Source organism: Lysinibacillus sp. CNPSo 3705 (assembly GCF_028674935.1).
Lineage (GTDB): Bacteria > Bacillota > Bacilli > Bacillales_A > Planococcaceae > Lysinibacillus.
Genome location: NZ_JAQZSD010000021.1, coordinates 34,397 through 60,173, shown reverse-complemented (window position 1 = coordinate 60,173; position 25,777 = coordinate 34,397). Strand labels below are relative to the sequence as shown.

The window sequence follows — 25,777 nt, the reverse complement described above, 5'->3', positions numbered from 1 at the left end:
TCCAAAATTTTGTTTCGTTCACTAACTCGAGGTTAGCTAGTAAAAACTTTATTGATTACGTTTTGCTTGTTCAGTTTTCAAGGTTCATTTCGTTACTACCTTTATTGCAGCAACTCTTATATAATATCATGTCGCAAACTCGATGTCAACAATTAATTTATTTAACTCAATTACTTTTCAGCAGATGTCTTAGCGACTTGTATAATAATATACTCATAATTTAATAAGGTCAACACTTTTCTCCAAAAAAATTAAAAGTTTTTTATTTCAACGAGAAACTTCCTATATATATGATTAAAAAACAATTTAATATCAAACCCACAATCTGAAGTGAATTTAATATTATTTTATTGTAATCTAAAATATAATTTTATCATAATCCCTATGAAAATATTAATTGTTTTTCACTAAAACAAAAAACTCGGTATAGAAACCGAGTTTTTTATCAATTATGCAGGTGGCGTTCTTAGACTGTTCCTCTATTTTAACGATTGTTTAGACACCCACTGAAAAGTGACTTAAAACCTCATTCATCTTACCACCTATAAAGCAGTAGACCTCTGTAGCTGACGCTTCGCTCTCGCTACATTAAACACTTATTAAATGAAGTTAAAATGGGAAGAAAAATGGAATTGCCAGCATCATGACGATAAACATAATAATCTGTAACGGGATTCCGATTTTCACAAAGTCCATAAATTTATAACCGCCAGCTGTCATCACAAGCGCATTTGTCGGGGAAGCAATTGGTGTGACAAACGCCATACTCGCTGCTACAGCAACGGCAATCATAAATGTCGTTGGACTTGCTCCCATTGCAATCGCCGCATTCATAGCAATCGGTGCGAACAAAACTGCAGTAGCGGTATTACTAATAAATTGTCCAAAAATAACTGTTAAAGTATATACACCAACTAATACTCCATACGGTCCATAATCTCCAAGCGCGTTAATAATACCATCGGACAGAATAACCATACCACCTGTTTTCTCCAATGCAGTCGCCATCGGAAGCATCGCAGCTACAAGCACAATACTTTCAAAGTTCATATTGCTGTATGCATCCTCCATATTACGTAAACAGCCTGTTAATATCATCAATACAGCACCAATCATAACGGAAATAACAGCAGGGAAAATTTCAAAAGCCATTAACACAATCATTAAAAGCATAATGACACCAGCAATACCAGCTTTACCCGTTGCAGCCGCCACACTCGCATGCTCTTTCGGCTGACCAACTACAACGACATCTTGCGTTTCCCTTGCAAGTAATAGAATTTCATCCCACGACCCTTGCACTAAGATGGCATCACCAAATTTCAATTTATGCTTCACCATATCTTGAAGTTTATAGCCACCTCTATGATTAATACCGATTATATTAAGATTATATTTTTCTCGGAAGCCCAGAGTGCTAACAGTCTCATTAATAAAGCTCGAATTTGGCGTTAATAATACTTCTGCAATACCAAGATGCTTCGATACCAAGTCATCTGCCTCTCCTTCGACTAGTTCCTGCATCTCTAGACTATAATCGGATGTAAAACGACGAATATTCTCTTCCTCACCTTGGACATACAATTCATCTTTGGCATGTATCACGCTTGTAGGACCTGCCATTTCCTGATATGTCATCGGTAAAAAATTAATGCCTTCTTGAGATCGACGGTGAATTTTCATCATACAAAGCGTATATTTGGCCGGAAGCTTTAATTGTGCTAATGTTGCATCAATAATCGGCGAACCCTCAGGCACAAACACTTTAAACAAATGATTATTTAAATCGTATTGCTTAATAATCTTCTTCGGTGATAGTTTATAGTCAGCTTTTGTTTGTGTACGATTCTTTTCATTTGGTAAAAGAATATTGCGCACGAGTACTAAATAGATAATACCGACAACCATTCCCACAATACCGATGGGTGTCACCTCGAAAAAGCCTAGCTTATTATAACCACGATCTATTAACAACTGACTGACAATTAAATTTGTTGGTGAAGCAATTAATGTCATAAGCCCCGAAAGGCTTGCAACATAAGAGAGAGGTAGCAAGAATTTCGAAGGACTTTCTTTCATACTAACGGCAATACTAACAACGATCGGCATCATTAAAGCTACAGTACCTGTATTACTCATAAAGGCACCTACTGTCCCTACAATAATAAGCAATAACACAAATAACTTTAATTCACTATCCCCTGACCATTTCAACAATAATCGCCCTGCCATTCCTGCAAGGCCAGTGCGTAAAATTCCTGCTCCCACAACAAATAACCCTGCAATCATTAAAACTACAGAGTTCGAAAAGCCAGCAAGCGCCTCTGTTGGTGTTAAAATATCTGTAATGACAAAGGCAAGAAGTGACACAATCGCAACGAGGTCTGCTCGTACTTTATTGGTCACAAATGCAAAAATTGTCGCTCCTAATATAAGAAATGTTAATGTAAGTTGCACTTCTAAGATTTCCTTTCTAACATTAATCATTGCACTAGATGATACACACAACCCTTTATATATCATTTAGATTTATTATATCTTACCCAAACCTGTAAATGAGAAAGTTCACTATCTTTTCAAAATAAAAGACTCCTTTTCCGTTCCAACTGGGCGCTTTGTAGCTGACGCTTCGCTTTCGCTACAGAAAAAACATTTGTTGCTGACGCTTCGCTTTCGCTACAGAAAACATTTGTTGCTGACGCTTCGCTTTGCTGCAGGGCTCATCTGTGACGCTAATCCCGCAGGAGTCGCTACTCTCCATGAAAAATCATCAGCCCCTCATAATTTATTTAAAAATCCTAAATTGCAACGGGATATGTTGATAGTTTTCGCGCAAGGAAAGCATAAAAGTTTCTTTCAATACGCTACATGAAGAGGTCTCCCAAATAAATTACCATACCTCTTTTTCAATAGCTTTACCTACAGTTGAAACGCACTCCATTATCATGTATCCGCCCATACCTAGGTTATTTTTGATAAAGATTATGCTTTTTAATATAGTCATAACAAGCGCCAGGCAGTAGATATTTGGGTTCACCACCCATTGCAAACTCTTCTCGAATATAGGTAGAGCTAATTTCCATTGCTAAGCCTTTGTCAATCAAATGAAACCTTCCATCATCATGATTCCTCAAAATTGGAGAACGACTAATTGTTGATAACATATCAATTCCATGCCGTGCCATTACAATAAATTTATTCTCAGCTACTAACGCTTCTCCTTTTTTCCACAATCCTGCTCCAATATCAACTAATAAATCCGCTCCCATAATAAAATGCATTTCATCATTTGGGTGTTGTTCTCTATAATGTTTCATCGTATCATATGTGTAAATATTCCAACCTTCTTGCTCCATTTCATATGAATCTGCAATAAAACGCTCATCCTTTGCAATAGCCAGCTGCAGCATATTCCATCGATGAGAATTCTCCGTTTTTATTTCCTTATCCTTTCGTTTATTTGAACAAGGTAAAAAAATTACTTTATCTAATTTGCAACGATGCGCCACTGTGCTCGCGGTCCAAAGATGAACATTTGTAATCGGATCAAAGGACGATCCGTAAATTCCTATTCTCGCCATTATCTATCTCTCCGTTCTTCTTCTCCTTTTGGTTCTCCATTTATCATCTTTACGACTTTTTCTTTAATAATTAAATCGACAGGATACTTTTCTGGATTCATTGTTCGTTTATACTTACTCCATAGTAGATGTAAATTCTTTTCTATATATACCATCACCAAAACGTGTGGTTGATTTCCGTTCCGACTGGGCGCTTTCCTAGGGGCGTCCGATGAGCCGCTTCGCTGCGCTGCAGGGTCTCATCTGTGACACTGATCCCCGAGGAGTCGCCCAGTCTCCACTCCAGTCAACTATTTACATAGTAGAAGTTTTAACAAAAGTCATCCTCAACTTTTGGTGATGAACCATGGATTTCCTTAAGTGTTGGTTCTTTGTAAAGAATAGAACCATTTACTACAATGTCTTGCTGTAATTCTTTCACTGTAAAATTGTTCACGAATTTGCTGATATAAGTATGAACAGCGTGAAACATTTTCAAGCGCTTTTCCTCTTGCCGGTTTTGTCTAATGCAATTTAAAAAGCATAAACAAAGCACCTGTGCCTTATTTATGCTTTTCGTATTATTCAATTCACTAGCTGATTTTTCAAAAGAATACCATCCTGTACGACAACTCGCCCATTTTTAATGACCGTATTCGTATGGTTCATGCCATAGAAATATTGCAATTGCTTGTAATTGGCAACATCCAATATAATGACGTCAGCTTGTTTGCCCGCTTCAAGGGAGCCAATTTGATGTCCACGGTTAAGTGCATATGCTGCATTAATAGTTGTCGCCGTTAACACTTCCTCTAATGTCATACCCATATGCATACAAGCTAAATTCATAATAAACGGCAAACTCATCGTTGGGGATGAGCCGGGATTAAAGTCAGTTGAAATTGCTACAGGTACCCCTTCATCAATCATTAGGCGTCCTCTCGCAAAAGGCGCACGTAAGAAGAATGCTGTTCCAGGCAGCAGCACTGCAATCGTCCCGGCTTCAGCCATTTTTTGTATTCCCTCATCCGAAGCAACTAATAAATGCTCCGCCGAGATTGCTCCCACTTCCGCGGCAAGTTCTGCTCCCTTATAAGGCTCAATTTCATCTGCATGAATTTTCGGTGTTAACCCTAACGCTTTCCCGGCCTCTAAAATGCGTTGTGATTGCTCTGGCGTAAATACACCTTTTTCACAAAATACATCATTGAATTCGGCAAGGTTTAGCTCAGCTACTTTCGGCAACATGTCATGAATGACGACATCGACAAATTCATCCTCACGTCCCTTATAGTCACGCGGCACCGCGTGCGCCCCCATAAAGGTACTAACGACATCAATGTCATGTGTTGCTTGTAATTCCTTCGCAACTTCAAGCTGCTTCTTTTCAGTTTCCCAATCTAAACCATAGCCTGATTTTGCCTCCACCGTTGTGACACCATGTTTTAAAAATACATCTAAATGATTCATCGTTTTTCTATATAATTCATCAAAGCTAGTTTCTCGTGTCCGGTTTGTTGTGGCATGAATCCCGCCACCCGCATTCATAATTTCCATATATGTGGCACCATTAAGACGCATATTAAACTCCTGCTCACGTGTACCACCATGAACTAAATGTGTATGACAATCGACGAGACCCGGCATAACAATCTTACCTGAGGCGTCAATGACCTCAGCCATCTTTACAAGATCGGGGAAATCCGCTTCTAGCTGTGCAAGTAACCCTACTGCTATAATGCTATTCCCCTCTATTAAAACACTGCCGTTTTCCACTATTTCGATGTCATGCATTTGTTCCTTTGTACGAGGACCTTGTACAGCACTTTTTAACGTGATCACTTCATTGGCATTTTTGATTAAAATTGTCACTTCGCATCATCCTTTAACATTGGTATACGCACACCTTTGTTCTTTGCTGTATTAATAGCAATTTCATAGCCAGCATCTGCGTGGCGCACAACGCCCATTCCTGGATCGGAAATTAACACTCGTGCAATCTTCTCTGCAGCTAACTCAGAACCATCCGCTACTAGCACTTGACCAGCATGCTGAGAATAACCCATACCTACACCACCACCGTGATGAACACTTACCCAGCTAGCACCGCTTGCAGTATTGACAAGCGCATTTAGAATCGGCCAGTCCGATACTGCATCAGAGCCATCAAGCATACCCTCTGTTTCACGATTTGGTGAAGCAACTGAACCTGAGTCTAGATGATCTCGACCAAAGACAATCGGTCCTGAAAGCTCACCATTGGCAACCATTTCATTAACCTTTAATGCAAAACGATGACGATCACCATAGCCTAACCAGCAAATTCGTGCCGGTAATCCTTGCCATTTAACCATTTTTTGCGCCATATCAATCCAATTCACAAGACCTTCATCTTCAGCAAACATTTCTTTGGCAAGTGCATCTGTTTTATAAATGTCCTCAGGGTTACCTGAAAGTGCAGCCCAACGGAATGGCCCTTTCCCCTCACAGAATAAGGGACGAATGTACGCTGGAACAAAACCAGGGAAATCGAAGGCATTCGTTACACCCATCTCTTTGGCATAGGCACGTATATTATTACCGTAATCAAATACTTCTGCACCTGCTTGCTGGAATTCAAGCATTGTACGAACATGCTCTGCCATCGTTTCTTTTGCTCTTCGCTCATACGTTTTCACATCACTTTTACGCAGTTTAAGCGCTTCCTCAAACGTCATACCATTTGGAACATAGCCATTTATCGGATCGTGGGCAGATGTTTGGTCAGTTACAAAATCAGGGATAATTCCTCGGTTCAATAGCTCACGATTAACGTCTGCACAGTTGCCAACAAGACCAATTGACGCAGGCTCTTTTTGGTCACGTAGTTTATTGACTAATTCAATAGCTTCATCTACCGACTCTACAAGATAGTCACAGTAGCCTTCTTTTATTTTACGTTCAATTCGAGCACGCTCTACTTCGACGACTAAAATGACAGCGCCAGCCATTTTTCCAGCTAAAGGCTGTGCACCACTCATGCCACCCATACCACCTGTAAGGATGAATTTGCCTCGTAAATCTGCTGTACCAAATACTTTTTTCCCCGCCTCTACGAATGATAAATATGTTCCTTGTAAAATCCCTTGTGCACCAATATAAATCCAGCTACCAGCAGTCATTTGGCCGTACATCATTAAATCACGGTCCTCTAACTCATAGAAATGCTCCCAATTTGCCCACGCTGGCACTAAATTAGAGTTCGCAATTAATACACGTGGTGCATGTTCATGTGTACGGAATACAGCTACCGGCTTTCCTGATTGAATAAGAAGTGTCTCATCATTCTCTAATTCTTTTAATGACGTAATAATTTGCTCATAGCTTTCCCAATTACGCGCCGCTTTACCAATCCCACCATAGACGATTAGTTCATCTGGATTTTCTGCTACTTCAGGATCTAGATTGTTCATTAACATACGCATTGCAGCTTCCTGCGTCCAACCTTTACATGTTAATTCATTCCCACGTGGTGCACGAATATTTGTTTTAACTACCATTAAAAACACACTCCTTTAGAATAGTAAAAATGCAATCGGTGTTACGATGATTAAAGTTAATACGACACGCTCAAACCAAATGAGTAGAATCTGGCGCAATGTCAACGGAATTTCAGATGATAAAATAAGAGGAATAACGGCTGAAAAGAACAAAACTGCCGATATGGATACGACTGCCACAATAAATTTCGTCACAACTGTTGCTTGCGTGACAACAAGTGCCGGTAAAAATACTTCTGCTAACGATAATGACAGCGCTTTCGCTGCTAAATATGGTTCTGGAACTTGTAACACATATGTGAATGGTACAAAAATATACGCAAGCCAATCAAAAATGGGTGTATATGTTGCAAGTACAAGCCCTAGCAAACCAATCGATAGAATCGACGGAATAACACCCATCGCCATGATGAAGCCATCTTTTAAATTTGACCATAAAACTTTAGATAAAGGTGGATTTTGCTCAACTGCATCCATCGCTTGACGCCACGCTTCTTTAAAACGGCCCTTCTTTACAATCTTTTCTGGCATTGGCGTTGCGCCCTTGTAGTAGTCATCCTTTATTGAACGAAGTGGATAAATACGCGCAGTTAACGCTGTGACTAAGAATGTTACAACGAGCGATACCCAGAAAAACGCATTCCAATGCTGCATAATATCTAGCGTACTTGCAATAACGACCATAAACGTTGCCGATACAGTCGAAAAACCTGTTGCAATAATCGCGGCTTCCTTCGCTGTGTAGCGACCTTCCATATAAACACGGTTTGTTAAAAGCAAGCCCACCGAATAACTGCCGACAAATGAGGCAACTGCATCCACCGCTGAACGTCCCGGTGTTTTGAAAATAGGCTTCATAAACAGCTGTGTTAAAACACCAATACATTCAAGTAATCCATAGCTTACTAAAAGTGCTAAAAACAATGACCCGATTGGAATTAGTATTCCCACTGGCTTAACAAGCTTCTCCAATAAATACGGGCCAATACTTTCATCCTCTAACCATCCAGGTGCTATATTGAAAATTAACAAAATCCCCGCAATCATACCGCCCACTTTAAAGATGGACATCACTATATTGACGGTCGACTCATTCCATTTCTTAGTAACGAAAGGATGAATTGCTCCACCTACAAGCATGATGAGTACATACGCAGTTACAAGCAGCGGTGCTTCAGCTCGAATAAAATTCACGATGTGATCAATTAAAATTGTATTCTTCCCTTGCCAATCAAACGATATAAAAAAGCTGAATATTCCGACTAAGCTACAGACAAACATCTTAATCGCTGAGGAGACTCGAAATTGCGAGTCTCGCTCCAGCTCTCTTTGATGAAATTCTATATCAATCCCTCCGACGCAAGTGCTTTTGAAAGAAATTTCTAGGTCATCCAGACAACTTGAAGGATATGTTGGATTTTCTCTAGGAAGTTATCACCTTAATGTTTACAGATACTCATTCAATAGAACATCACTCGTTAATAAATACCGTGCAAGCGCTTCAATTTCATCGCCGATTGGTTGATCCGCTAACAACGGCGGACAAAACTCACGCACTTTTTCTAAATACTTTCGAGTTGTTGGAGATAACTGCTCTTCTGCCTTATCTAAATGAATAGCCTGCGATGCACAAATCATTTCTATCGCAATGACACGAGCGGCGTTATGCACGATTTGACGTACTTGACGGGCCGATGTTGTACCCATGCTCACATGATCCTCTTGGTTACCCGATGTCGGTATAGAATCCACGCTTGATGGATGTGCCAATACTTTGTTTTCAGATACGATAGAGGCTGCTGTATATTGTGCAATCATCAGTCCGCATTCAATACCAGGATTTGTCGCTAAAAATGGTGGCAAACCTTCATTAAGCTGTGGATTAACCATACGTTCTGTACGTCGCTCAGAAATATTAGCCCACTCACTTACACCGACTTTTAAAAAGTCCATTGCTAATGCAATTGGTTGACCGTGAAAATGCCCACCTGATAATACTTCTCCATTTTCTAAAACAATCGGATTATCTGTCGTTGCATTCATTTCAGTTTGCACACGGTCCTGAGCATAGAAAAATGACTGCCATGAAGCACCATGCACTTGTGGAATGCAACGTAGTGAATAGGCATCCTGCATACGGATTTCACCTTGCCTTGTCACACGTTTACTTCCATCAAGCCACTTACGGATTCGTCCGCCAACAAGCTCTAATTCTGGGTGTGGTCTTACCGCCAACAGCGCTGGATCAAATGCTGAAGTAATCCCCTTTAGTGCCTCAAGCGTTAAACTTGCTGCCATATCTGCCGCTAGCCCAATACGCTCTGCCTCGTTCACTGTTAAAACCCCGATACCCGTCATTGCTTGGGTACCATTTACAAGCGCTAGACCTTCCTTAGCTTGTAGTCGGACAGGCGTTAGCCCAGCTTGCTGTAAAGCCTCACTACCGCTCATAATCTCTCCATTAAACTCCGCCTTACCTTCACCTACTAGTACTAAAGCCAAATGTGATAACGGTGCTAAATCTCCGCTTGCTCCAACTGAACCTTGAGAAGGTACAATCGGATGTACTCCCTTATTAATAAATTCTAAAAGCAGCTGCACTGTTTCTAGACGAATTCCTGAAAAACCCCGGGCTAAAGCATTGGCACGTAAAACCATCATGGCGCGTACGACATCTGTCGGGAATGGTTCACCAACACCTGTCGCATCTGAACGCAATAAGTTTAACTGTAAAAGTTCAATGTCTTCCTCTTCAATCTTTATATTACTTAGCTTTCCAAAGCCTGTATTCACACCATATATCGTTTGCCCCTCAGCTAAACGCTTTTCAATGCGTTCCCTACTTAAACGTATACGCTCCACACTATCTAGAGAAAGCGCTACCGTAGCTCGACCATCTACAATTTCCCCTATTTGCTGTCTTGTTAATGTTTTGCCATCAAGCTCGATTATAGACTTCATAATAATGACATCCCCCTGTTTCCTTAGAGCTATGTAAAAATGCTTTTAATCAATTTCGCTATCGCTACAAAAGTTAAATAACAATAACATTAACTACATTGTACTAACTACTTTTTTCAGAAAATAGGGAATTTTAAAAGAGAAAACATGAATTATTTCAGAATTTTTGTTATTTTAATAATATAATAGTATTTTTTTACGAAACTAGATAATTTTAAGGAGGTTTGCAGTTGTGAAATTGTTATTAATTGACAGGGATTCCACTGATCTTTCAGGCATCCGGTGGTTTTTACATACATATTTTCCTGGGGATGTAACTATAGAAATAAGCACAACTATTAATGAGGCACTTCAAAGTATCCAGCAATTCGAACCTGAGGTGATACTGCTAAATATCGATTTATTCTCGAATAATCGTTTAACTGCACTTTATCGTGTTTTACAAAAGCATTCTGGGACTATTTTAGCTATGACAACTGAGCCATTGTTTAAAAATGCAATAAAAGCAATTGATTTACAGGTTGCACATCTCTTCGTTAAACCAATTGATTTAGAAATACTAAAACAAAAGCTCACCGCTATTTCCCTTCGAACACCAAAGGCAGAAGCAGCGTATCAAGAAGCTACAGATGAATCATTTTACTATCAACTCTTTTTAGATAATAAAACATGCAACCTAGAGACAAATAGTCATTTCACAATGATCGAGCCTGAGCATTCCGAAATGTTTAACAAACTATACAACTGGCTTCAGCAAACGCCTATTTATTCTAGTATGCGAATTTATCCTTTATCGGAAAGAATTGTTTGTTTATTCCAAACAAATGATTTAGAGAAGGATGTTCGAACATTAATGAAGGAATGGCGATTAACAAATAATAGCTCGTTAAATATCGGAATTTATGATGGGGAGCCGACTACCATGAAGAATATGTATACCTTAACAAAACGCGCACTTCATCAAAGCTTTTACGAAGGCTTTGGACATATTTTTTATGCGAGCAAACAATTGGAGACGCAGACCTTCGATCCATTACTAACACCTGAAGAGCAACAATTACTAATAAGTAGTTTAGAGGATGGAAATATTGAAGCCGTCAAAGCATTTTTATATCGACTATCTAATGAAGGAATATATTACAAGCAAGATGACTTACGTATACATCTAACGAGTGTTTTGGCGCAAATTCGGCGCTTTATGTTGAAGTATAAATTACATGAGAAAGCGGCAATTGAGCAAAATTATCGTCAGCTTTTTCATTTAATTATTGAGCACCCTATATTTTATACCATTCTAAATGGCATCATTTCATTTACACAAAGACTGATTGAATTAGCTCATGAGGCGCGAATGGAAAAAAGGGCTGACTATGTAGAGCTAGCTATAGAAATTATTGATCAGCAGTTTCAGGATAGCAGGTTATCTTTACCTTACGTTGCCCATAAATTAGGGATTAGTCCCAATTATTTAAGTACCATTTTTTCAAAGAAGCAAGGCCTGCCATTTAAACGCTACCTACAGCAAGTTCGAATTCAAAATGCCACAAAAATGCTTGTAGAAACCGATTTTGCTATTAGTGAAATTGCCGATTTAAATGGTTTTGAAGATTCGAATTACTTCATAAAAATTTTTAAACAGCACATCGGAATTACTCCCCATCGTTATCGCAAAACTTAAAAAGACTTTTTTTCCGTTCAACTAGGAACTTGGGCGAAAGCGTAGCGGGTAAAGGCTATATTTTTAAGGGATCTCCGATACCTGATCCCCACTTTCACTGCAATTTTTTCAATTATCATATTCTATTTTCAGTAAGAATAAATAAACAAAAGAATTCATTTTATTCTTGAGCTTCCTCTTCTTCATAACTCATTTTCAAGTAATTCTCGAAAATGTTTTAAAAAACTAAATTAGTGGTAAAGGTTATTCATAAGCTAGTTAAATCTAGCATATATTTATAGTCTATATCTTACTATAAATATTCTTTAACAATAATAATTATAATTTACTAGCAATTATAATTTACATTTGTTATAGTTATTGATGAAGAGTTTGACTCACAATTTTTCTTAGGAGGTAAACTAATATGACAAATGAAAATAACCGTAGCCGTCGTTTTACAACAGCAGGTGGTGCTCCAGTAGTAAGCAACCACGATTCTATGTCAGCAGGTCCTCGTGGTCCTCTATTACTCCAGGATGTATGGCTAGTTGAGAAATTAGCGAACTTCAACCGTGAAGTTATTCCTGAACGTCGTATGCATGCTAAAGGTTCAGGTGCATTCGGTACTTTCACTGTAACGCATGATATTACTAAATATACAAAAGCAAAAATCTTCTCAGAGATTGGGAAAAAGACTGATATGTTTGCTCGCTTCTCCACAGTTGCAGGTGAGCGTGGTGCAGCGGATGCTGAGCGCGATATTCGTGGCTTTGCACTTAAGTTCTATACAGAAGAAGGTAACTGGGATTTAGTTGGTAACAACACACCTGTATTCTTCTTCCGTGATCCTTTACACTTTACAGATTTAAACCACGTGGTAAAACGTGACCCACGTACAAATATGAAAAACGCGAATTCAAACTGGGATTTCTGGACTTCATTACCAGAGGCACTTCACCAAGTAACAATCGTTATGTCTGACCGTGGTATTCCGGCTGGATACCGCAATATGCATGGTTTCGGTTCTCACACTTATAGCTTTATTAATGCTGAAAATGAGCGCGTATGGGTTAAATTCCACTTCCGTACAGAGCAAAACATTAAAAACTTAACGGGTGCTGAGGCTGCTGAAGTAATCAGTAACGATCGCGAATCTTCACAACGCGATCTATATGAAGCTATTGAAAAAGGCGATTTCCCTAAATGGAAAATGTACATTCAAGTAATGACAGAAGAACAAGCTCGAGAGTTACCATATAACCCATTTGATTTAACGAAAGTATGGTATAAAAAAGACTTCCCATTAATTCCTGTGGGTGAATTCGAGTTAAACAAAAATGCGGACAACTACTTTGCGGAAGTTGAGCAAGCTGCATTTGCACCATCTAACATTATCCCTGGTATTAGCTTCTCGCCAGACAAAATGTTACAAGCTCGTATTTTTGCGTATGCAGACGCACAACGCTACCGTTTAGGTGTGAACCACTATATGCTTCCTGTAAACGCACCAAAATGCCCGTTCCGTTCATTCCACCGCGACGGCGCTATGCGTTTCGATGGCAACCTTGGTTCAACTTTAAGCTACGAACCAAATAGCTATGGTGAATGGGAGCATAATTTAGACTATAAAGAGCCTGAATTACGTATTGACGGTAATGCTGGTATCCACGACTTCCGTGAAGACGACAATAACTACTTCGAGCAGCCGGGTAAATTGTTCCGCCTAATGACTGCCGAAGAGCAACAACGCCTGTTCGAAAATACTGCTAATGATATGGCATCAGTTGAAGAGTTCATCAAACGCCGTCATATCCTTCACTGCTATTTAGCTGATCCAGCATATGGCGAAGGTGTAGCAAAAGCTATGGGCCTTTCATTAGAAGGTATGGATCTTTCAAATCCATACGAAAAACAACCAACAAACGTTTAATTTTCTATTATTATTGATATCCAATCCAACTTTTTTACTCCATGTGAAGGACAACTTCACATGGAGCTTTTTTGTATTAATAATAGAACGAGAACTCATCACTATAATGTGTGTTAATCGCTTTTCTGGGGGTGTCCGATGAAACGAATAAGGCTTGTGCCTAATTTTGACACAAGCCGACTTTACTAATTATTGATAAATTTGACTGCCAGCCTGTTTAAATTCCTCTGCCTTCTCCTTCATACCTTTGTGGATTGCTTCAGTCGTATTTAAGTCATTCTCTTTTGCATAATTACGAATATCCTGTGAGATTCTCATACTACAAAACTTAGGTCCACACATTGAACAAAAGTGCGCAGTCTTTGCCCCTTCTGCAGGCAATGTTTCATCATGGTATTCAACTGCACGCTCTGGATCTAACGAAAGATTGAATTGATCGCGCCAGCGGAATTCAAATCGTGCCTTAGATAGCGCATCGTCACGCTGCTGTGCTCCCGGATGCCCTTTCGCTAAATCGGCAGCATGTGCAGCAATTTTATACGTAATAACCCCTACACGAACATCGTCACGATTTGGTAGGCCGAGATGCTCTTTTGGCGTCACATAACAGAGCATTGCCGTACCATACCACCCTATCATTGCAGCACCAATAGCCGATGTAATATGGTCGTAACCAGGGGCAATATCTGTTGTCAGCGGCCCTAAAGTATAGAAAGGAGCTTCCTTACAAACCTCTAACTGTTTATCCATATTTTCTTTAATAAGATGCATTGGTACATGCCCTGGTCCTTCTACCATCACCTGTACATCATGCTCCCAGGCAATTTGCGTTAATTCCCCTAGCGTTTCTAGCTCCGCAAATTGAGCCTCATCATTTGCATCTGCAATAGAACCAGGACGTAAACCATCACCTAAAGAGAAGGCAACATCATAGGTTTTCATAATTTCGCAGATTTCTTCAAAATGAGTATATAAGAAGCTCTCTTGATGGTGATATAAACACCACTGCGCCATAATCGAGCCTCCTCGAGACACTATGCCTGTTACACGATTAGCCGTTAATGGTACATAGCGTAGCAATACCCCTGCATGAATCGTGAAGTAATCAACACCTTGCTCAGCCTGTTCGATTAACGTGTCACGATACACCTCCCACGTTAAATCCTCTGCCACTCCATTTACTTTTTCTAGCGCTTGGTAAATCGGCACCGTTCCCACTGGCACCGCGGCGTTACGAATAATCCATTCACGTGTCGTATGGATATGCTTACCAGTAGATAAATCCATAATGTTATCAGCACCCCAGCGTGTAGCCCACGTCATTTTTTCTACCTCTTCTGCAATAGAGGATGACACCGCTGAATTTCCAATATTGGCGTTTATTTTTACGTGGAAGTTACGTCCAATAATCATCGGCTCTGCCTCAGGGTGATTAATATTAGATGGCAAAATAGCACGTCCCGCCGCGATCTCTGAGCGCACAAATTCTGGGTCCATATTTTCGCGTATCGCTACAAATTCCATTTCTGGAGTAATAATTCCCTTTCGTGCATAGTGAAGCTGCGTTACATTTTTACCTTTCTTCGCACGCAAAGGCTTTCTAGATAAATTCGGAAAAACATTTTCATTCATTCGTGGATCATCAGCTTTGCGGAATCCATTATCTTCTGGCTTGATAGTACGCCCTTCGTATTCTTCAACGTCACCTCGTTCTTTGATCCATGCACTACGTAAAGCTGGTAATCCTTTCGTAATATCCACCTTATACGCAGGATCCGTGTACGGGCCGCTCGTATCATAAACACGTACTGGTGCATTTTCCTCCTCCCCAAAGCTTCCTGTCGTTGGACTTAGAGCAATTTCACGCATTGGCACTAAAATATCTGGTCGAGAACCTTCTACGTAAACTTTTTTACTTCCTTCAAAACTAGACATAATTGTAATATTCTTGTCGCTAACTGTTGTCATAACTACTTCGCTCCCTTTTATATTTTTACAAGGACCGAATCTAGCTCACCCCAATAAAGACAAAAGCCGAATCCAAAAAATTTTGGATCCGGCTAAGAATGTAAAGGTATAGTTATTGCAAATACATTGAGTGCAATAATGGTTAACTTTCCCACGCTGGTATGAGCCAGATCAGGTCCAAAGGGTCAAGAAACCTCTATGCGTTTCCCTCTCAGCCTGACTCATCAGACTCCCCTAGTTAATGCTATTAAGTTTGATGCTAGTGTAGCAGATATTGTTAAGAGATGGAAGCTTCATTTGTTTTTTTTGCTTATCATCATAACGTGTGGTTGATTTCCGTTCCGGCTGGACGCTTTTTTGCTGCCGCTTCGCTTTCGCACAGAGCAAAGCTTCCTGGGGGCGTCCGATGAGCCGCTTCGCTTCGCTGCAGGGTCTCATCTGTGACGCTAATCCCCAAGGAGTCGCCCAGCCTCCACTCCAATCAACTTATATCTTGTTTTAACAAATATAAATCACTAGCTTTTAATTCAGAAAAAAAGCTCCTAACTCCTGAAAAGCTTTCCACCCTATCTTTTTATATGGCACCCAACTGTTAGGTAAACAACAGTTCCGCTACATAAATCACGATTGTCACTGTAATACAGCTCACAATCGTTGAAAATAAAACTGTTTGTGCAGCAGTTGCCGATTCTACGTCATATTCTAATGCAAGACTAGAACTATTTCGCGATGTCGGGAACGAACTAGCTATAAAAAGTGACTGTGCCACGACACCATCAAGACCAAGCGCAAAAATAATTAGCAATGCCACGGCTGGCCCTATGACTAGTCGTGTAAAACAGCTAATGAATACTATTTTATTGAACATGGATTTGATTTCAAGTTGCGATAGTTGAGCCCCTAAAGTTATTAATGCTACAGCGATAAAGCTATCCGCCACATGGTCTATCGGAATTCTTACAAACTGCGGAATAGTAATAGTAAAATAGTTCATTGCAACACCAATAATAAGTGCATGAATAATGGGCATTTTGAGGAAGTCTTTCACAATAGACATGCCCGATTTTGTTGAAGAAATTAAATTGTACAAGCCGTAAGTATAGGTCGTCATATTTTGAAATATAACGAGAATGACCTGAATCGCCACGCCAATCGGCTGAGTCACAAAAATCATTTGTGCAACTGGAATTCCATAGTTTCCCGAATTAATGAGGACAACACTATTTTTAAACACCGCAGCCTCTGTTTTTACTAAGCCTAGTCCCTTTGCAAGAAAATGACTAAGCACCATTTGGCTTCCGATAAAGAGTAGAATAAATAACGCAACTTCCCCAAGCACAGACAGCTCTATACTCGTTTCATATATATTCACAAAAACTGCTGCTGGCATGAAGCAATATGTAATAAGTTGAGATAACGCCTTTAAATTAAAGCGAAATTTCTTTTGTAAAACTGCACCAAGTACTAGAAGCACTAAAATTGGAGCCACAATTTTAAAAAAAATCATACCGAGATACATCATAGCTTGTCCCCCTTCCCTCTCCCATAGTAGTGCTGTTTTTATGCTTGGTCAATGTACTTTAAAGCTAACTCACCACTCATATCAAGGCATTTTTCCTAAATACACTAATCTAATACAGTGGCTTTAACAAGATGGTAAAAGTTATCTTTTAGAACATTATAGCCCTTGAAATGAGCATGATTTCCGCACCCAACTACCCGATTTCGTACAAAAAACCTGGCACTTCACTTTCAATTTTCTGAAATAATTAAGGATTCTTAAAAACGAACGATAAAGAAAAAGGGACTACATTTCATTTACGTGTAATAAATAGTAAAATATACCCTTTATGTACTAAAACAGAGAAATATATGATATATTATCCATTAAATACAATGATCGGAGTGACTAAAATGAAGAATAAAGTATTAACGACTTTTATGGCAACTGCTATTACAGCAACCCTAGTATCGCCAATGCCCACTGCAGATGCCGCTTCAAATAATTCACCTTTAAACCACTCAATTCAAATGAATGGGCAGGTAGCTGCAGCCAAAACAAAGGGGCAAACAGTTACTATTAGCAACGTCACTAAAGAGAAAGTTCTTACATCCAATGGCCAATTTAAAATTAGCCAGTCGCTGAAGCCCCTCTTTAACACATCGAATAAAACTGCATTGATGAATGCCGAAGCAACAATAGTAGTGAAAAACGGCGAAATTACGAGCGTTACAGAACTAACATTAACGAAAGCTGGCACTGACAAAAAAGCGGTATATTTTGATGGTGGTGACGCACAGATTGAAGGAAGTCTAACTGTAAATGCGGATTATGTAAAAGTTCAAAATGTAACGATTAAAGATAAGCTCATTGTAACGAATCGTGTGAAGAAGGCCATTACAATTGATGATGTTACTATCGGGGATACAATTATTTTTAAACCTTTATTAACTAGAAATATTAATTGGTTAAATGTCACTTTAAAAGATATTAAATCTCCAAACATTAACTTGGAGCGTACGAAAGTACATGTGACTTCTGACAAAGCTATTTCAAAAATCGATGTAGTTGGTAAAGTTACAGCATTTGAAGTTACGGCCAATGTTGATAAGCTTACAATCGATGTTGAAAAAGATTTTAGCCTTTACGGGGAAGGCAAAATAGGGCAAGTGATTGTCAAACACGGGGAAAAGGTGGCATTAGACTCAGGGCATCTTATTAACAAGGTGCAGGTGGATGATAAAAAAGCCTCTGTAAAATTACCTGTGGCGAATAAAACTGAACTAAGTAATTTAGTAGCTATACCCCCATACGTTACCGTATCTGTTAATGGAAACGACGTTTTAACAACTGAGAAATGGACAACGCAGGCTGAGCGTACAGCATTTGAATATGCCGTAAGTAGCGCAAGAGCAGTAGCTAATAATTCCAACGCCTCTCAGGAACAAATAAACAACGCTATTACACAATACCGGATTTCATTAACTGTTTATCAAGCTGCGCAAAAGAACGGAACAAAATATGTTTACGGCGATAAGTCTTCATTACAATCGATGATTAATTCTATTCAGTATGTAACGGTTTCTTGGAATAATGGTAATGATGTAGCTTCTTATACGCCTTGGACGACGCAAAGTGAAAAGGATGCTCTTACCTCTGCCGTTTCATCCGCTCAGTATGTTGTAAATAATAACTATGCAACTCAGTCTGATATCACAAACTCTATTAGCAATTTAAACTATGCAATCACAGTTTATAAAAATGCACAAAAATATGGTACTCACCAAACTAGTGGAGATAGATCTGCCCTTTTATCGCTGATTAACTCTGTTCAGTATGTTGCAGTTTCTTGGAATAATGGTAATGATGTAGCTTCTTATACGCCTTGGACGACGCAAAGTGAGAAGGACGCTTTATCTTCTGCCGTTTCATCTGCTCAGTCTGTTGCAAATAATACTTATGCAACCCAGTCTGATATCTCAAGTGCTATTAGCAATTTAAACTATGCGATTACAGTTTATAAAAATGCACAAAAATACGGTACTTACCAAACTAATGCCGATAGATCTGCCCTTTTATCGCTGATTAACTCTGTTCAATATGTAACCGTTTCTGTTAATGGCTCTGAATTATCTTCTTATACAATTTGGACGACGCAAAGTGAAAAAGACGCTCTAGTTTCAGCTGTTTCATATGCTCAAAATGTTGCAAATAATGGCTACTCATCTCAGTCAGAAATTTCGTCTGCCTATAATTATTTAAATAGTGCTATTTCAACGTATAGAAGTAATCATAAATCCGGTGTAAACTATCGAAATTATGTTGATAAATCTTGGCTAACGTCACTCATTAATTCTATTAAGTATGTGAAAGTTTCTGTGAATGGAGATGGTTCTGATATCCCCTATTATGAACGGTGGACAACAGAACGAGAAAAACGGGACCTAGAAAAAGCAGTTGAACACGCCCAATCTGTTGTTAATAACGCCTATGCTTCTTCGTACGAGGTGACAGATGCTATTAACAGTTTAGACAGGGCCATCAACATTTATAATGATGTCCAACGTTCAGGTAAGCAACGATAAAAATTTTTATAGTTTAAAAACAACAGGCTAGAAAATCTCTATAGCCTGTTGTTTCTTTTATATAAACAATATCGCCTCTGTATAGGTTTTAAAATTACTTAAATGATTCTCGATAATTGCTTGGAGTATGTAAAGTCTTACAAATTTTCAAGATTACCATACACCACTTTAATACGGTTTACACAGCGTTCGATGGTTGTAACTTTATTTAGAACAACATCATATTCACCCTAGACACTCCCCCTCTCTTCAATCGCCTTCAAAATTCCCGCACGTTGTTCATTTAACGTTACATACGCTTTCATTCGTTCTATAACAAAGGCGTTTCCTCTAACGACCATACTACTCGCCGATATCAACCGTCTTTATATCGATTAATTCAACATCTACATTACAAGACTGCGCAATTTCCCCAGCTAATAGAAAGCGTTCAGTAACCTGAAAGAGACTTATCTCTAAAACACGATCTTTGCGTGCCGAGCCATGCGCATAAAAACAATAACAAAAGCTGGATTCACAGCTATAGTTGGCTTTTCAACAACTACCTTTTGTCGGTTTCGCCGCAAACAAACTATCCCCTTAATAGGGGGATTCTATCCGTCACTATATACGATTCTATCCACCTTATCCACCTCTCTTACCTTTCGTATCCCAAGTACATAAGACACAAAGTGTTAAAAAAAAATGCACAACCTATCTACCTATTCACTCAAAATATACATAAAAGAATCCTAATATATGATAAAATTGGTTTATCAACATATATTAGGATATTCTCAAGGCAATCAACGATTTCATCTAGGACAAAAATCCTCATGAATTACTATGACACTTGTGAAAAAACCAATTAGGAGGTTTCCCATATTATGAAAAACAAAAGAAAACTAGCCTTTCTCGCCCTAGTTGCGGCCCCTTCACTTATTTATGCTGCACCTACTACATCAGCATCGGCGGCTGATATTGCAGGACAGGCGAAAACTGCTTACATATACGATAATACTTATTACTACAACTATAAGGTTTCGAATGTTGTTCGACTTATTTCGAATATTAATGATACAACCTCTTCATTCCAAGCAACTTTAGAGACAGCTAGCAAAGCATACGATGAGTTGACGGCAACGGAACAACAGTATGTCACGAATTATTCCACGTTGTCTAATCATAAACAGACGAAAGTAGCGTATCGTAAGCTTGCTGATCAAATTGAAGAGAAATTAGCTTCAGTGGAATCGACTTCCGTTCATTACTACCAAAATGTTATGGAAACAAAAGATTGGTACAATACATTAAATGCAGCGCAAAAGACCTTTGTAAGTGCGGAATCACAAAGAATACTGACGTCCTATATCTCACCAAACACCTCTATCGATAAAGTGGTCTATAAAATCCAAGTGTTAAACTCTTCTCGCATTACCTTCCATCAAGATGTAGCTGATGCTAGAGCTGAGCTTAATGCACTACGCAGACATACAAACGTTTCATTACCTGCTGGTGTCGAAAAGATGTTGTTAGATGCTGAACAACTTGTTGTAAAGGATAAGGCAGCTGCTAAGGAAGTGGAAAACGCTATTGCCGCTTTATCGCCTAAAACGTCCACTGCTCAAGATGTACAGGCAGTGAAAACAGCCTTCGAAGCTTTAACGCCTGTGCAACAGCAGCTTGTACCAAATGTCTGGACTTTAGTAGACTTTGTAAACGGGAAATATGATCTACCTACTAAAGGGAACGGAACTAAAACTCCAGTTTTATCGGATACTACAGCAGAACCTGGTAAAATCACAGCTATGACTAGAGACAAAAATACCTATACAGCAAAAATAAACGTTGCAGATTCAGAAAATAGTACAGAGCGCTTTGTTTTAACAACAAAATCCAATATGACTGTTATTATTCCACCACTAGGAACTCTTCTTAATGAGGATACTGGTGTTATGGAAATTCAAATTACACGAAATTTAAATCGTATTACATTCCAGGCAACATTAAATAAAAAACAAGTTGAATTCGAGGCGGATATGGAAATCATTATCAATAACCTATCACCGAATGCCTCTATCGTTCGTACCTATGACTTTGGCGATCAAGAACCGGCTGATTACACAATAGAAGGAAATCGTCATTTCATTCAAACAAAGACACCTGGTTCATTCCAAATTATTAGATAATAATCCACTTTTAATTTCTAGAAAAGAAAAAACCATAATCCTCTGCTAATTCCGCAGAAGGTTATGGTTTTTTCTGCTCTGCTATTGTTTCTTCACGATCGACCTCTTCTTTCAAAAGTTCAGGTGGGCACCTGTAACGAAATCCTACTTACATTAATACATCATAAAGAAGACGGTTTCATTCCATTACATCAACAACTTTGGTATTCCCCCCCCCCTTTTATCAACATTCTTAGTCCAACAACTAATTAGACAATGCGTCGTTATTTCCTTCATCAAAACGTTCTTTTATCGCGTTCTTTCAAAAAAATTTCAGATAACTATTGACAATTGTCATAAAACAGGGATAATCATTAATAAAGTTTCCTTAGAGAAACAATATGGAGTTAGTGAAATATTATTATAGAGAGGAATAAAAAATGCGCATGGAAAAAACATTGAAACCACTTTCTGAATGCTCATTCGGAGATTGCTTTTTAATAAAAGAAATTAATATTAAGGGTCCTCTTAGAAGAAGATTATTAGATTTAGGCTTTGTGAAAGAAGCAGAAATCTCTGTTCTTCGTAAAAGTCCTTTAGGAGACCCTGTTGCTTATCGCGTAAGCAATACGACAATTGCATTACGAAATAATGAAAGCTCAATGATTTTGGGCGAAATTGTAAGGGGGAATACAAAATGAGCGTTAATAGAATAGCTTTAGCGGGAAACCCAAATACCGGCAAAAGTACATTATTTAATACATTAACAGGACTGAAACAGCATACTGGGAACTGGCCAGGGAAAACAGTTGTTCATGCAGAAGGATCTTTTGAACACAAAGGACAGCAATATGTACTTGTGGATTTACCTGGGACCTATTCGCTATTTTCCAATTCAGCAGATGAAGAAGTCGCAAGAGACTATATTATTTTTGATCAACCGGATGCAACGATTGTTGTTCTCGATGCAACATCATTAGAGAGAAATTTAAATCTTGCGCTTCAAGTTTTAGAAATGACTAATAATGTCATCATTTGTATCAATTTAATTGATGAAGCTGAGAAAAAAGGGATCCGAATTGATGAACGGAGATTAGCTCGTGAACTAGGAGTTCCAGTTGTAAAAATATCAGCAAGAAATAAAAAAGGGATTAATCGATTGCTGGATACGTTAAATCAACTGGTGAGTGGGCAAATTGTTACAACCCCGTATCGCATGAAATATTCAAAAGAAATAGAGGACGCCATTATAAAGGTTGAATCGAAATTAGAAGGTTATTTTGATGATAAATATCCATCGAGATGGGTTGCGCTTCGCTTACTTGATGGAGATGAGGAATTAATCTTAAAACTGCAACACCATAAAAATAATAACCAGCAAGAGGTGAGAACGAATGGAGTCCCAGTCAGTGTTAAATCATAATTCACTTAAGGGTATTTTAGCTGAAGTAAACGAAGTTTCAAATGAGGATATTCGAGATGAAATCGTTAGTGATATTTATACTAAAAGCAAATCTTTATGTAAAAAAGTAGTATCACAGCAACCTGCAATGTACAGATCTGATAAATTAGATGAAATTTTCACATCCCGCATTTGGGGATTCCCTATTATGCTTATCTTACTTGGGGCTGTCTTTTACATTACTATTGCAGGCGCAAACGTACCTTCAGATATGTTAGCAAGCTTATTCGGCTATCTAGAGGGGAAGCTCACAATTCTTTTTGAAACAATGCACGCACCAGAATGGCTACACGGTATTTTAATTCTTGGGCTATTTAGAGGTACAGGTTGGGTTATTAGTGTTATGCTGCCACCAATGGCGATATTCTTCCCTATCTTCGCTCTATTAGAAAACTACGGTTACCTACCACGTGTAGCATTTAATATGGACCGTTTATTTAAACGAGCTGGAGGACATGGGAAACAATCATTAACAATGGCAATGGGCTTTGGCTGTAATGCTGCAGCTATTCTATCAACGAGAATTATAGAATCTCCTCGTGAACGAATGTTAGCCATTTTAACGAACAATTTTGTTCCTTGTAATGGGAGATGGCCTACGCTTATTTTATTAGCATCATTATTTATGGTAACTGGTTTTTCAGGTGCAACAGGTTCATTAGTAACAGCGGCTATTTTAATAGGGTTTGTTATGTTAGGCGTCGTTGTGACATTATCCGTTTCTTGGGTTCTTTCTAAAACGGCTTTAAAGGGTGTACCTACTCATTACACATTAGAGCTTCCACCATTCCGAAAACCAAAGTTTTGGGATACCGTTTTAAGAGCAAGTATTGATAAAGCATGGAATGTATTAAAAAGAGCAGTTATCGTTGCAGCGCCTGCCTCTATTTTAACTTGGGTATTCGCCAATATTTACGTTGGCAATACGAGTATTCTAATGCATTTTGTTAACTTTTTAGATCCGTTTGGTCAGGCTCTTGGTATGGATGGCTTTATTATGGCTGCGTTTATTCTTGGGCTACCAGCCAATGAAATCGTTATCCCTATCCTAATTATGGCATATTTATCACAAGGAGCTATGCTAGAAATTGAGGATTTATCGAAGCTAAAACAAGTGTTTATCGACCAAGGATGGACGTGGCTAACAGCATTAAATATGATGTTATTCTCACTTCTACACTTCCCTTGCGGAACAACCTTAGTCAATATATATAAAGAAACAAAAAGTGCAAAGTGGACATTTATGTCATTTTTAATTCCAACAGTTATTGCCATTGGTGTGACATGGCTAACGGCGACAATTGCCCGAGCGTTTGGTTGGGTGTGAGGATGGAAAGGGTGGTCTTAAATAGGCCCCCTTTTTTATTTCTATCTAGAAAATGCTATTAAAAAATAAACACCTTAAATAAATTCACTCAATTTAAGGTGTATTGTGAGTTAAAGATATATCCTCTACAATCGATTAAGATCTCTTAATATTTCCCTAGGATTAATTCCAAATCTCTCCTTAAAAATCTCGGCAAAATAGCTAGGATTAGAATATCCCACTGCACTCGCAATGTCAGTTACATTCATAGTTCCTTCTTGTAATAAAAGAAATGCTTTCTCTAGCCTTTTTTCTCTTAAATATCCAAACACTGTTGTCCCAAACATTTCTTTAAATCCCTTTTTTAATTTGTAATCGTTTAAACCAATTAAACGCGATAACTCAATTAGTGTTGGAGGATTGGACATATGCTCCATAATAATTGATTGGGCTTGGTGTATTTTTGTTCTATCACTTTTTGAAAACATAACAGGGCTAAGAGAATTATCCAATAGATGAGCTTGAAAGGTCATAGATAATAGCTGTAATGCTCGACATTCTAGCTCTAAATTGGTCATTCTCTTACTTGCTATAGCATCTAACATTTGCCGAACAATAATTAGGGAAGATGCGTTAATGCTCTCTTGAAATAGTCTATATCGTTTTCCATCAAGAATTTTAGAGAAACTAAAGGATTCCCTACTAGTTTCACCAATTTCACTCATAAAATGATTGTAGGTTGAAATTGGAATACCAATCCCCACCATTTGATAGGATTGATTTTTATGAAACATAAAATTTGCCCCCACTTGCTCAATAAATTGAAGCGAGCATGTTCCTGAAGAAATTTCATATTCCGAACCTGAGATGTTAACACCTCTATTACCTTGTAAACAGAAACTAAGTTCAACCATAGGCTGCTTTGTTACTACTTGCATTTGGTACTCTCGATAAAATGAATAATCAGATATAACCACTTCTAAATCTTGTCGAGGAATAAAACGATGTATAGCTCCTTCCTGCACATTTGGTTGGAATGCAAACGGACATTCTTGTACCTTTAATATTTCCAATGCATGAAAAAATTCACTAAAGTTCTCATGGAAATTAGTATTCAACATGTTCGTCACCACCCTTTGATTTTCGATTGAGAATCAT

General features: G+C 38.6%; 17 protein-coding genes and 1 riboswitch. Of the genes, 7 read left to right on the top strand and 10 right to left on the bottom strand.

Annotated features, from left to right (window positions below; all coding sequences use genetic code 11):
- Positions 1 to 609 precede the first annotated feature (609 nt).
- The 7 genes from PVA17_RS11290 to hutH all read right to left on the bottom strand — a co-directional run bounded on the left by PVA17_RS11290 (position 610) and on the right by hutH (position 10,060).
- Entirely contained in the window at positions 610 to 2,487 is a 1,878-nt protein-coding gene (locus PVA17_RS11290; protein ID WP_274067731.1) for an SLC13 family permease, read from the bottom strand.
- 479 nt (positions 2,488 to 2,966) lie between these two features.
- Entirely contained in the window at positions 2,967 to 3,581 is a 615-nt protein-coding gene (nadD, locus tag PVA17_RS11285; RefSeq protein WP_132363515.1) for a nicotinate-nucleotide adenylyltransferase, read from the bottom strand.
- Positions 3,582 to 3,891: 310 nt separating this feature from the next.
- Complete coding sequence (locus tag PVA17_RS11280; protein WP_337993612.1) at positions 3,892 to 4,116, bottom strand: hypothetical protein; 225 nt, start codon at positions 4,114 to 4,116, stop codon at positions 3,892 to 3,894.
- 29 nt (positions 4,117 to 4,145) lie between these two features.
- Entirely contained in the window at positions 4,146 to 5,432 is a 1,287-nt protein-coding gene (gene hutI, locus PVA17_RS11275; protein ID WP_274067730.1) for an imidazolonepropionase, read from the bottom strand.
- Positions 5,429 to 7,099 carry a urocanate hydratase gene (gene hutU / locus PVA17_RS11270; RefSeq protein ID WP_132363519.1) on the bottom strand — a complete coding sequence of 557 codons (1,671 nt, stop codon included), beginning with the start codon at positions 7,097 to 7,099 and terminating at the stop codon, positions 5,429 to 5,431. Before hutU ends, hutI begins: the two co-directional genes overlap by 4 nt.
- A 15-nt stretch (positions 7,100 to 7,114) precedes the next feature.
- Positions 7,115 to 8,380: a YjiH family protein gene (locus PVA17_RS11265; protein WP_274067729.1), complete on the bottom strand. Its 1,266-nt coding sequence runs from the start codon at positions 8,378 to 8,380 to the stop codon at positions 7,115 to 7,117.
- A gap of 165 nt (positions 8,381 to 8,545) precedes the next feature.
- Entirely contained in the window at positions 8,546 to 10,060 is a 1,515-nt protein-coding gene (gene hutH / locus PVA17_RS11260) for a histidine ammonia-lyase (RefSeq protein WP_132363523.1), read from the bottom strand.
- 232 nt (positions 10,061 to 10,292) lie between these two features.
- Between hutH and PVA17_RS11255 the strand changes: the two genes are divergently transcribed.
- Together PVA17_RS11255 and PVA17_RS11250 are read left to right on the top strand one after the other, a co-directional pair.
- A complete protein-coding gene (locus PVA17_RS11255) occupies positions 10,293 to 11,738 on the top strand; it encodes a response regulator transcription factor (protein WP_132363525.1) in 1,446 nt (481 codons plus the stop codon).
- 406 nt (positions 11,739 to 12,144) lie between these two features.
- Positions 12,145 to 13,650: a catalase gene (locus PVA17_RS11250; protein ID WP_132363527.1), complete on the top strand. Its 1,506-nt coding sequence runs from the start codon at positions 12,145 to 12,147 to the stop codon at positions 13,648 to 13,650.
- Positions 13,651 to 13,839: 189 nt separating this feature from the next.
- Here PVA17_RS11250 and thiC read toward each other — a convergent pair whose 3' ends face one another.
- Positions 13,840 to 15,618 carry a phosphomethylpyrimidine synthase ThiC gene (gene thiC, locus PVA17_RS11245; protein WP_274067728.1) on the bottom strand — a complete coding sequence of 593 codons (1,779 nt, stop codon included), beginning with the start codon at positions 15,616 to 15,618 and terminating at the stop codon, positions 13,840 to 13,842.
- Positions 15,619 to 15,749: 131 nt separating this feature from the next.
- A riboswitch (TPP riboswitch) is annotated at positions 15,750 to 15,864 on the bottom strand.
- Between the two features lie 346 nt (positions 15,865 to 16,210).
- The gene (locus PVA17_RS11240) at positions 16,211 to 17,140 is read right to left on the bottom strand and encodes an AEC family transporter (protein ID WP_274067727.1); all 930 of its coding nucleotides are present in this window, start codon (positions 17,138 to 17,140) and stop codon (positions 16,211 to 16,213) included.
- A 392-nt stretch (positions 17,141 to 17,532) separates the two neighbouring features.
- Between PVA17_RS11240 and PVA17_RS11235 the strand changes: the two genes are divergently transcribed.
- The 5 genes from PVA17_RS11235 (at position 17,533) to PVA17_RS11215 (ending at position 24,640) form a co-directional block, all read left to right on the top strand.
- A complete protein-coding gene (locus tag PVA17_RS11235) occupies positions 17,533 to 19,704 on the top strand; it encodes an S-layer protein (protein ID WP_274067726.1) in 2,172 nt (723 codons plus the stop codon).
- Between the two features lie 866 nt (positions 19,705 to 20,570).
- Positions 20,571 to 21,872 (top strand): hypothetical protein, encoded by a 1,302-nt coding sequence (locus PVA17_RS11230; protein ID WP_274067725.1) that lies wholly within the window; start codon positions 20,571 to 20,573, stop codon positions 21,870 to 21,872.
- A 419-nt stretch (positions 21,873 to 22,291) separates the two neighbouring features.
- On the top strand, positions 22,292 to 22,552 hold the full coding sequence (locus tag PVA17_RS11225; protein ID WP_400939848.1) for a FeoA family protein: 261 nt from the start codon (positions 22,292 to 22,294) through the stop codon (positions 22,550 to 22,552).
- Complete coding sequence (locus PVA17_RS11220) at positions 22,549 to 23,274, top strand: FeoB small GTPase domain-containing protein (RefSeq protein WP_274067724.1); 726 nt, start codon at positions 22,549 to 22,551, stop codon at positions 23,272 to 23,274. The genes PVA17_RS11225 and PVA17_RS11220 overlap by 4 nt, the downstream gene beginning before the upstream one ends.
- Positions 23,246 to 24,640 carry a nucleoside recognition domain-containing protein gene (locus tag PVA17_RS11215; protein WP_274067723.1) on the top strand — a complete coding sequence of 465 codons (1,395 nt, stop codon included), beginning with the start codon at positions 23,246 to 23,248 and terminating at the stop codon, positions 24,638 to 24,640. Before PVA17_RS11220 ends, PVA17_RS11215 begins: the two co-directional genes overlap by 29 nt.
- A gap of 125 nt (positions 24,641 to 24,765) precedes the next feature.
- Here PVA17_RS11215 and PVA17_RS11210 read toward each other — a convergent pair whose 3' ends face one another.
- On the bottom strand, positions 24,766 to 25,740 hold the full coding sequence (locus PVA17_RS11210; RefSeq protein WP_274067722.1) for a helix-turn-helix transcriptional regulator: 975 nt from the start codon (positions 25,738 to 25,740) through the stop codon (positions 24,766 to 24,768).
- Positions 25,741 to 25,777 lie beyond the last annotated feature (37 nt).

Bases quoted from the DNA above. Each gene is read 5' to 3' on its own strand.
- PVA17_RS11235 (WP_274067726.1), top strand. From the start codon at position 17,533: ATGAAGAATAAAGTATTAACGACTTTTATGGCAACTGCTATTACAGCA.
- PVA17_RS11265 (WP_274067729.1), bottom strand. From the start codon at position 8,380: ATGTTTGTCTGTAGCTTAGTCGGAATATTCAGCTTTTTTATATCGTTT.
- PVA17_RS11240 (WP_274067727.1), bottom strand. From the start codon at position 17,140: ATGATGTATCTCGGTATGATTTTTTTTAAAATTGTGGCTCCAATTTTA.
- PVA17_RS11250 (WP_132363527.1), top strand. From the start codon at position 12,145: ATGACAAATGAAAATAACCGTAGCCGTCGTTTTACAACAGCAGGTGGT.
- PVA17_RS11215 (WP_274067723.1), top strand. From the start codon at position 23,246: ATGGAGTCCCAGTCAGTGTTAAATCATAATTCACTTAAGGGTATTTTA.
- nadD (WP_132363515.1), bottom strand. From the start codon at position 3,581: ATGGCGAGAATAGGAATTTACGGATCGTCCTTTGATCCGATTACAAAT.
- hutU (WP_132363519.1), bottom strand. From the start codon at position 7,099: ATGGTAGTTAAAACAAATATTCGTGCACCACGTGGGAATGAATTAACA.
- PVA17_RS11225 (WP_400939848.1), top strand. From the start codon at position 22,292: ATGCGCATGGAAAAAACATTGAAACCACTTTCTGAATGCTCATTCGGA.
- thiC (WP_274067728.1), bottom strand. From the start codon at position 15,618: ATGACAACAGTTAGCGACAAGAATATTACAATTATGTCTAGTTTTGAA.
- PVA17_RS11220 (WP_274067724.1), top strand. From the start codon at position 22,549: ATGAGCGTTAATAGAATAGCTTTAGCGGGAAACCCAAATACCGGCAAA.
- PVA17_RS11230 (WP_274067725.1), top strand. From the start codon at position 20,571: ATGAAAAACAAAAGAAAACTAGCCTTTCTCGCCCTAGTTGCGGCCCCT.
- hutH (WP_132363523.1), bottom strand. From the start codon at position 10,060: ATGAAGTCTATAATCGAGCTTGATGGCAAAACATTAACAAGACAGCAA.
- PVA17_RS11210 (WP_274067722.1), bottom strand. From the start codon at position 25,740: ATGTTGAATACTAATTTCCATGAGAACTTTAGTGAATTTTTTCATGCA.
- PVA17_RS11290 (WP_274067731.1), bottom strand. From the start codon at position 2,487: ATGATTAATGTTAGAAAGGAAATCTTAGAAGTGCAACTTACATTAACA.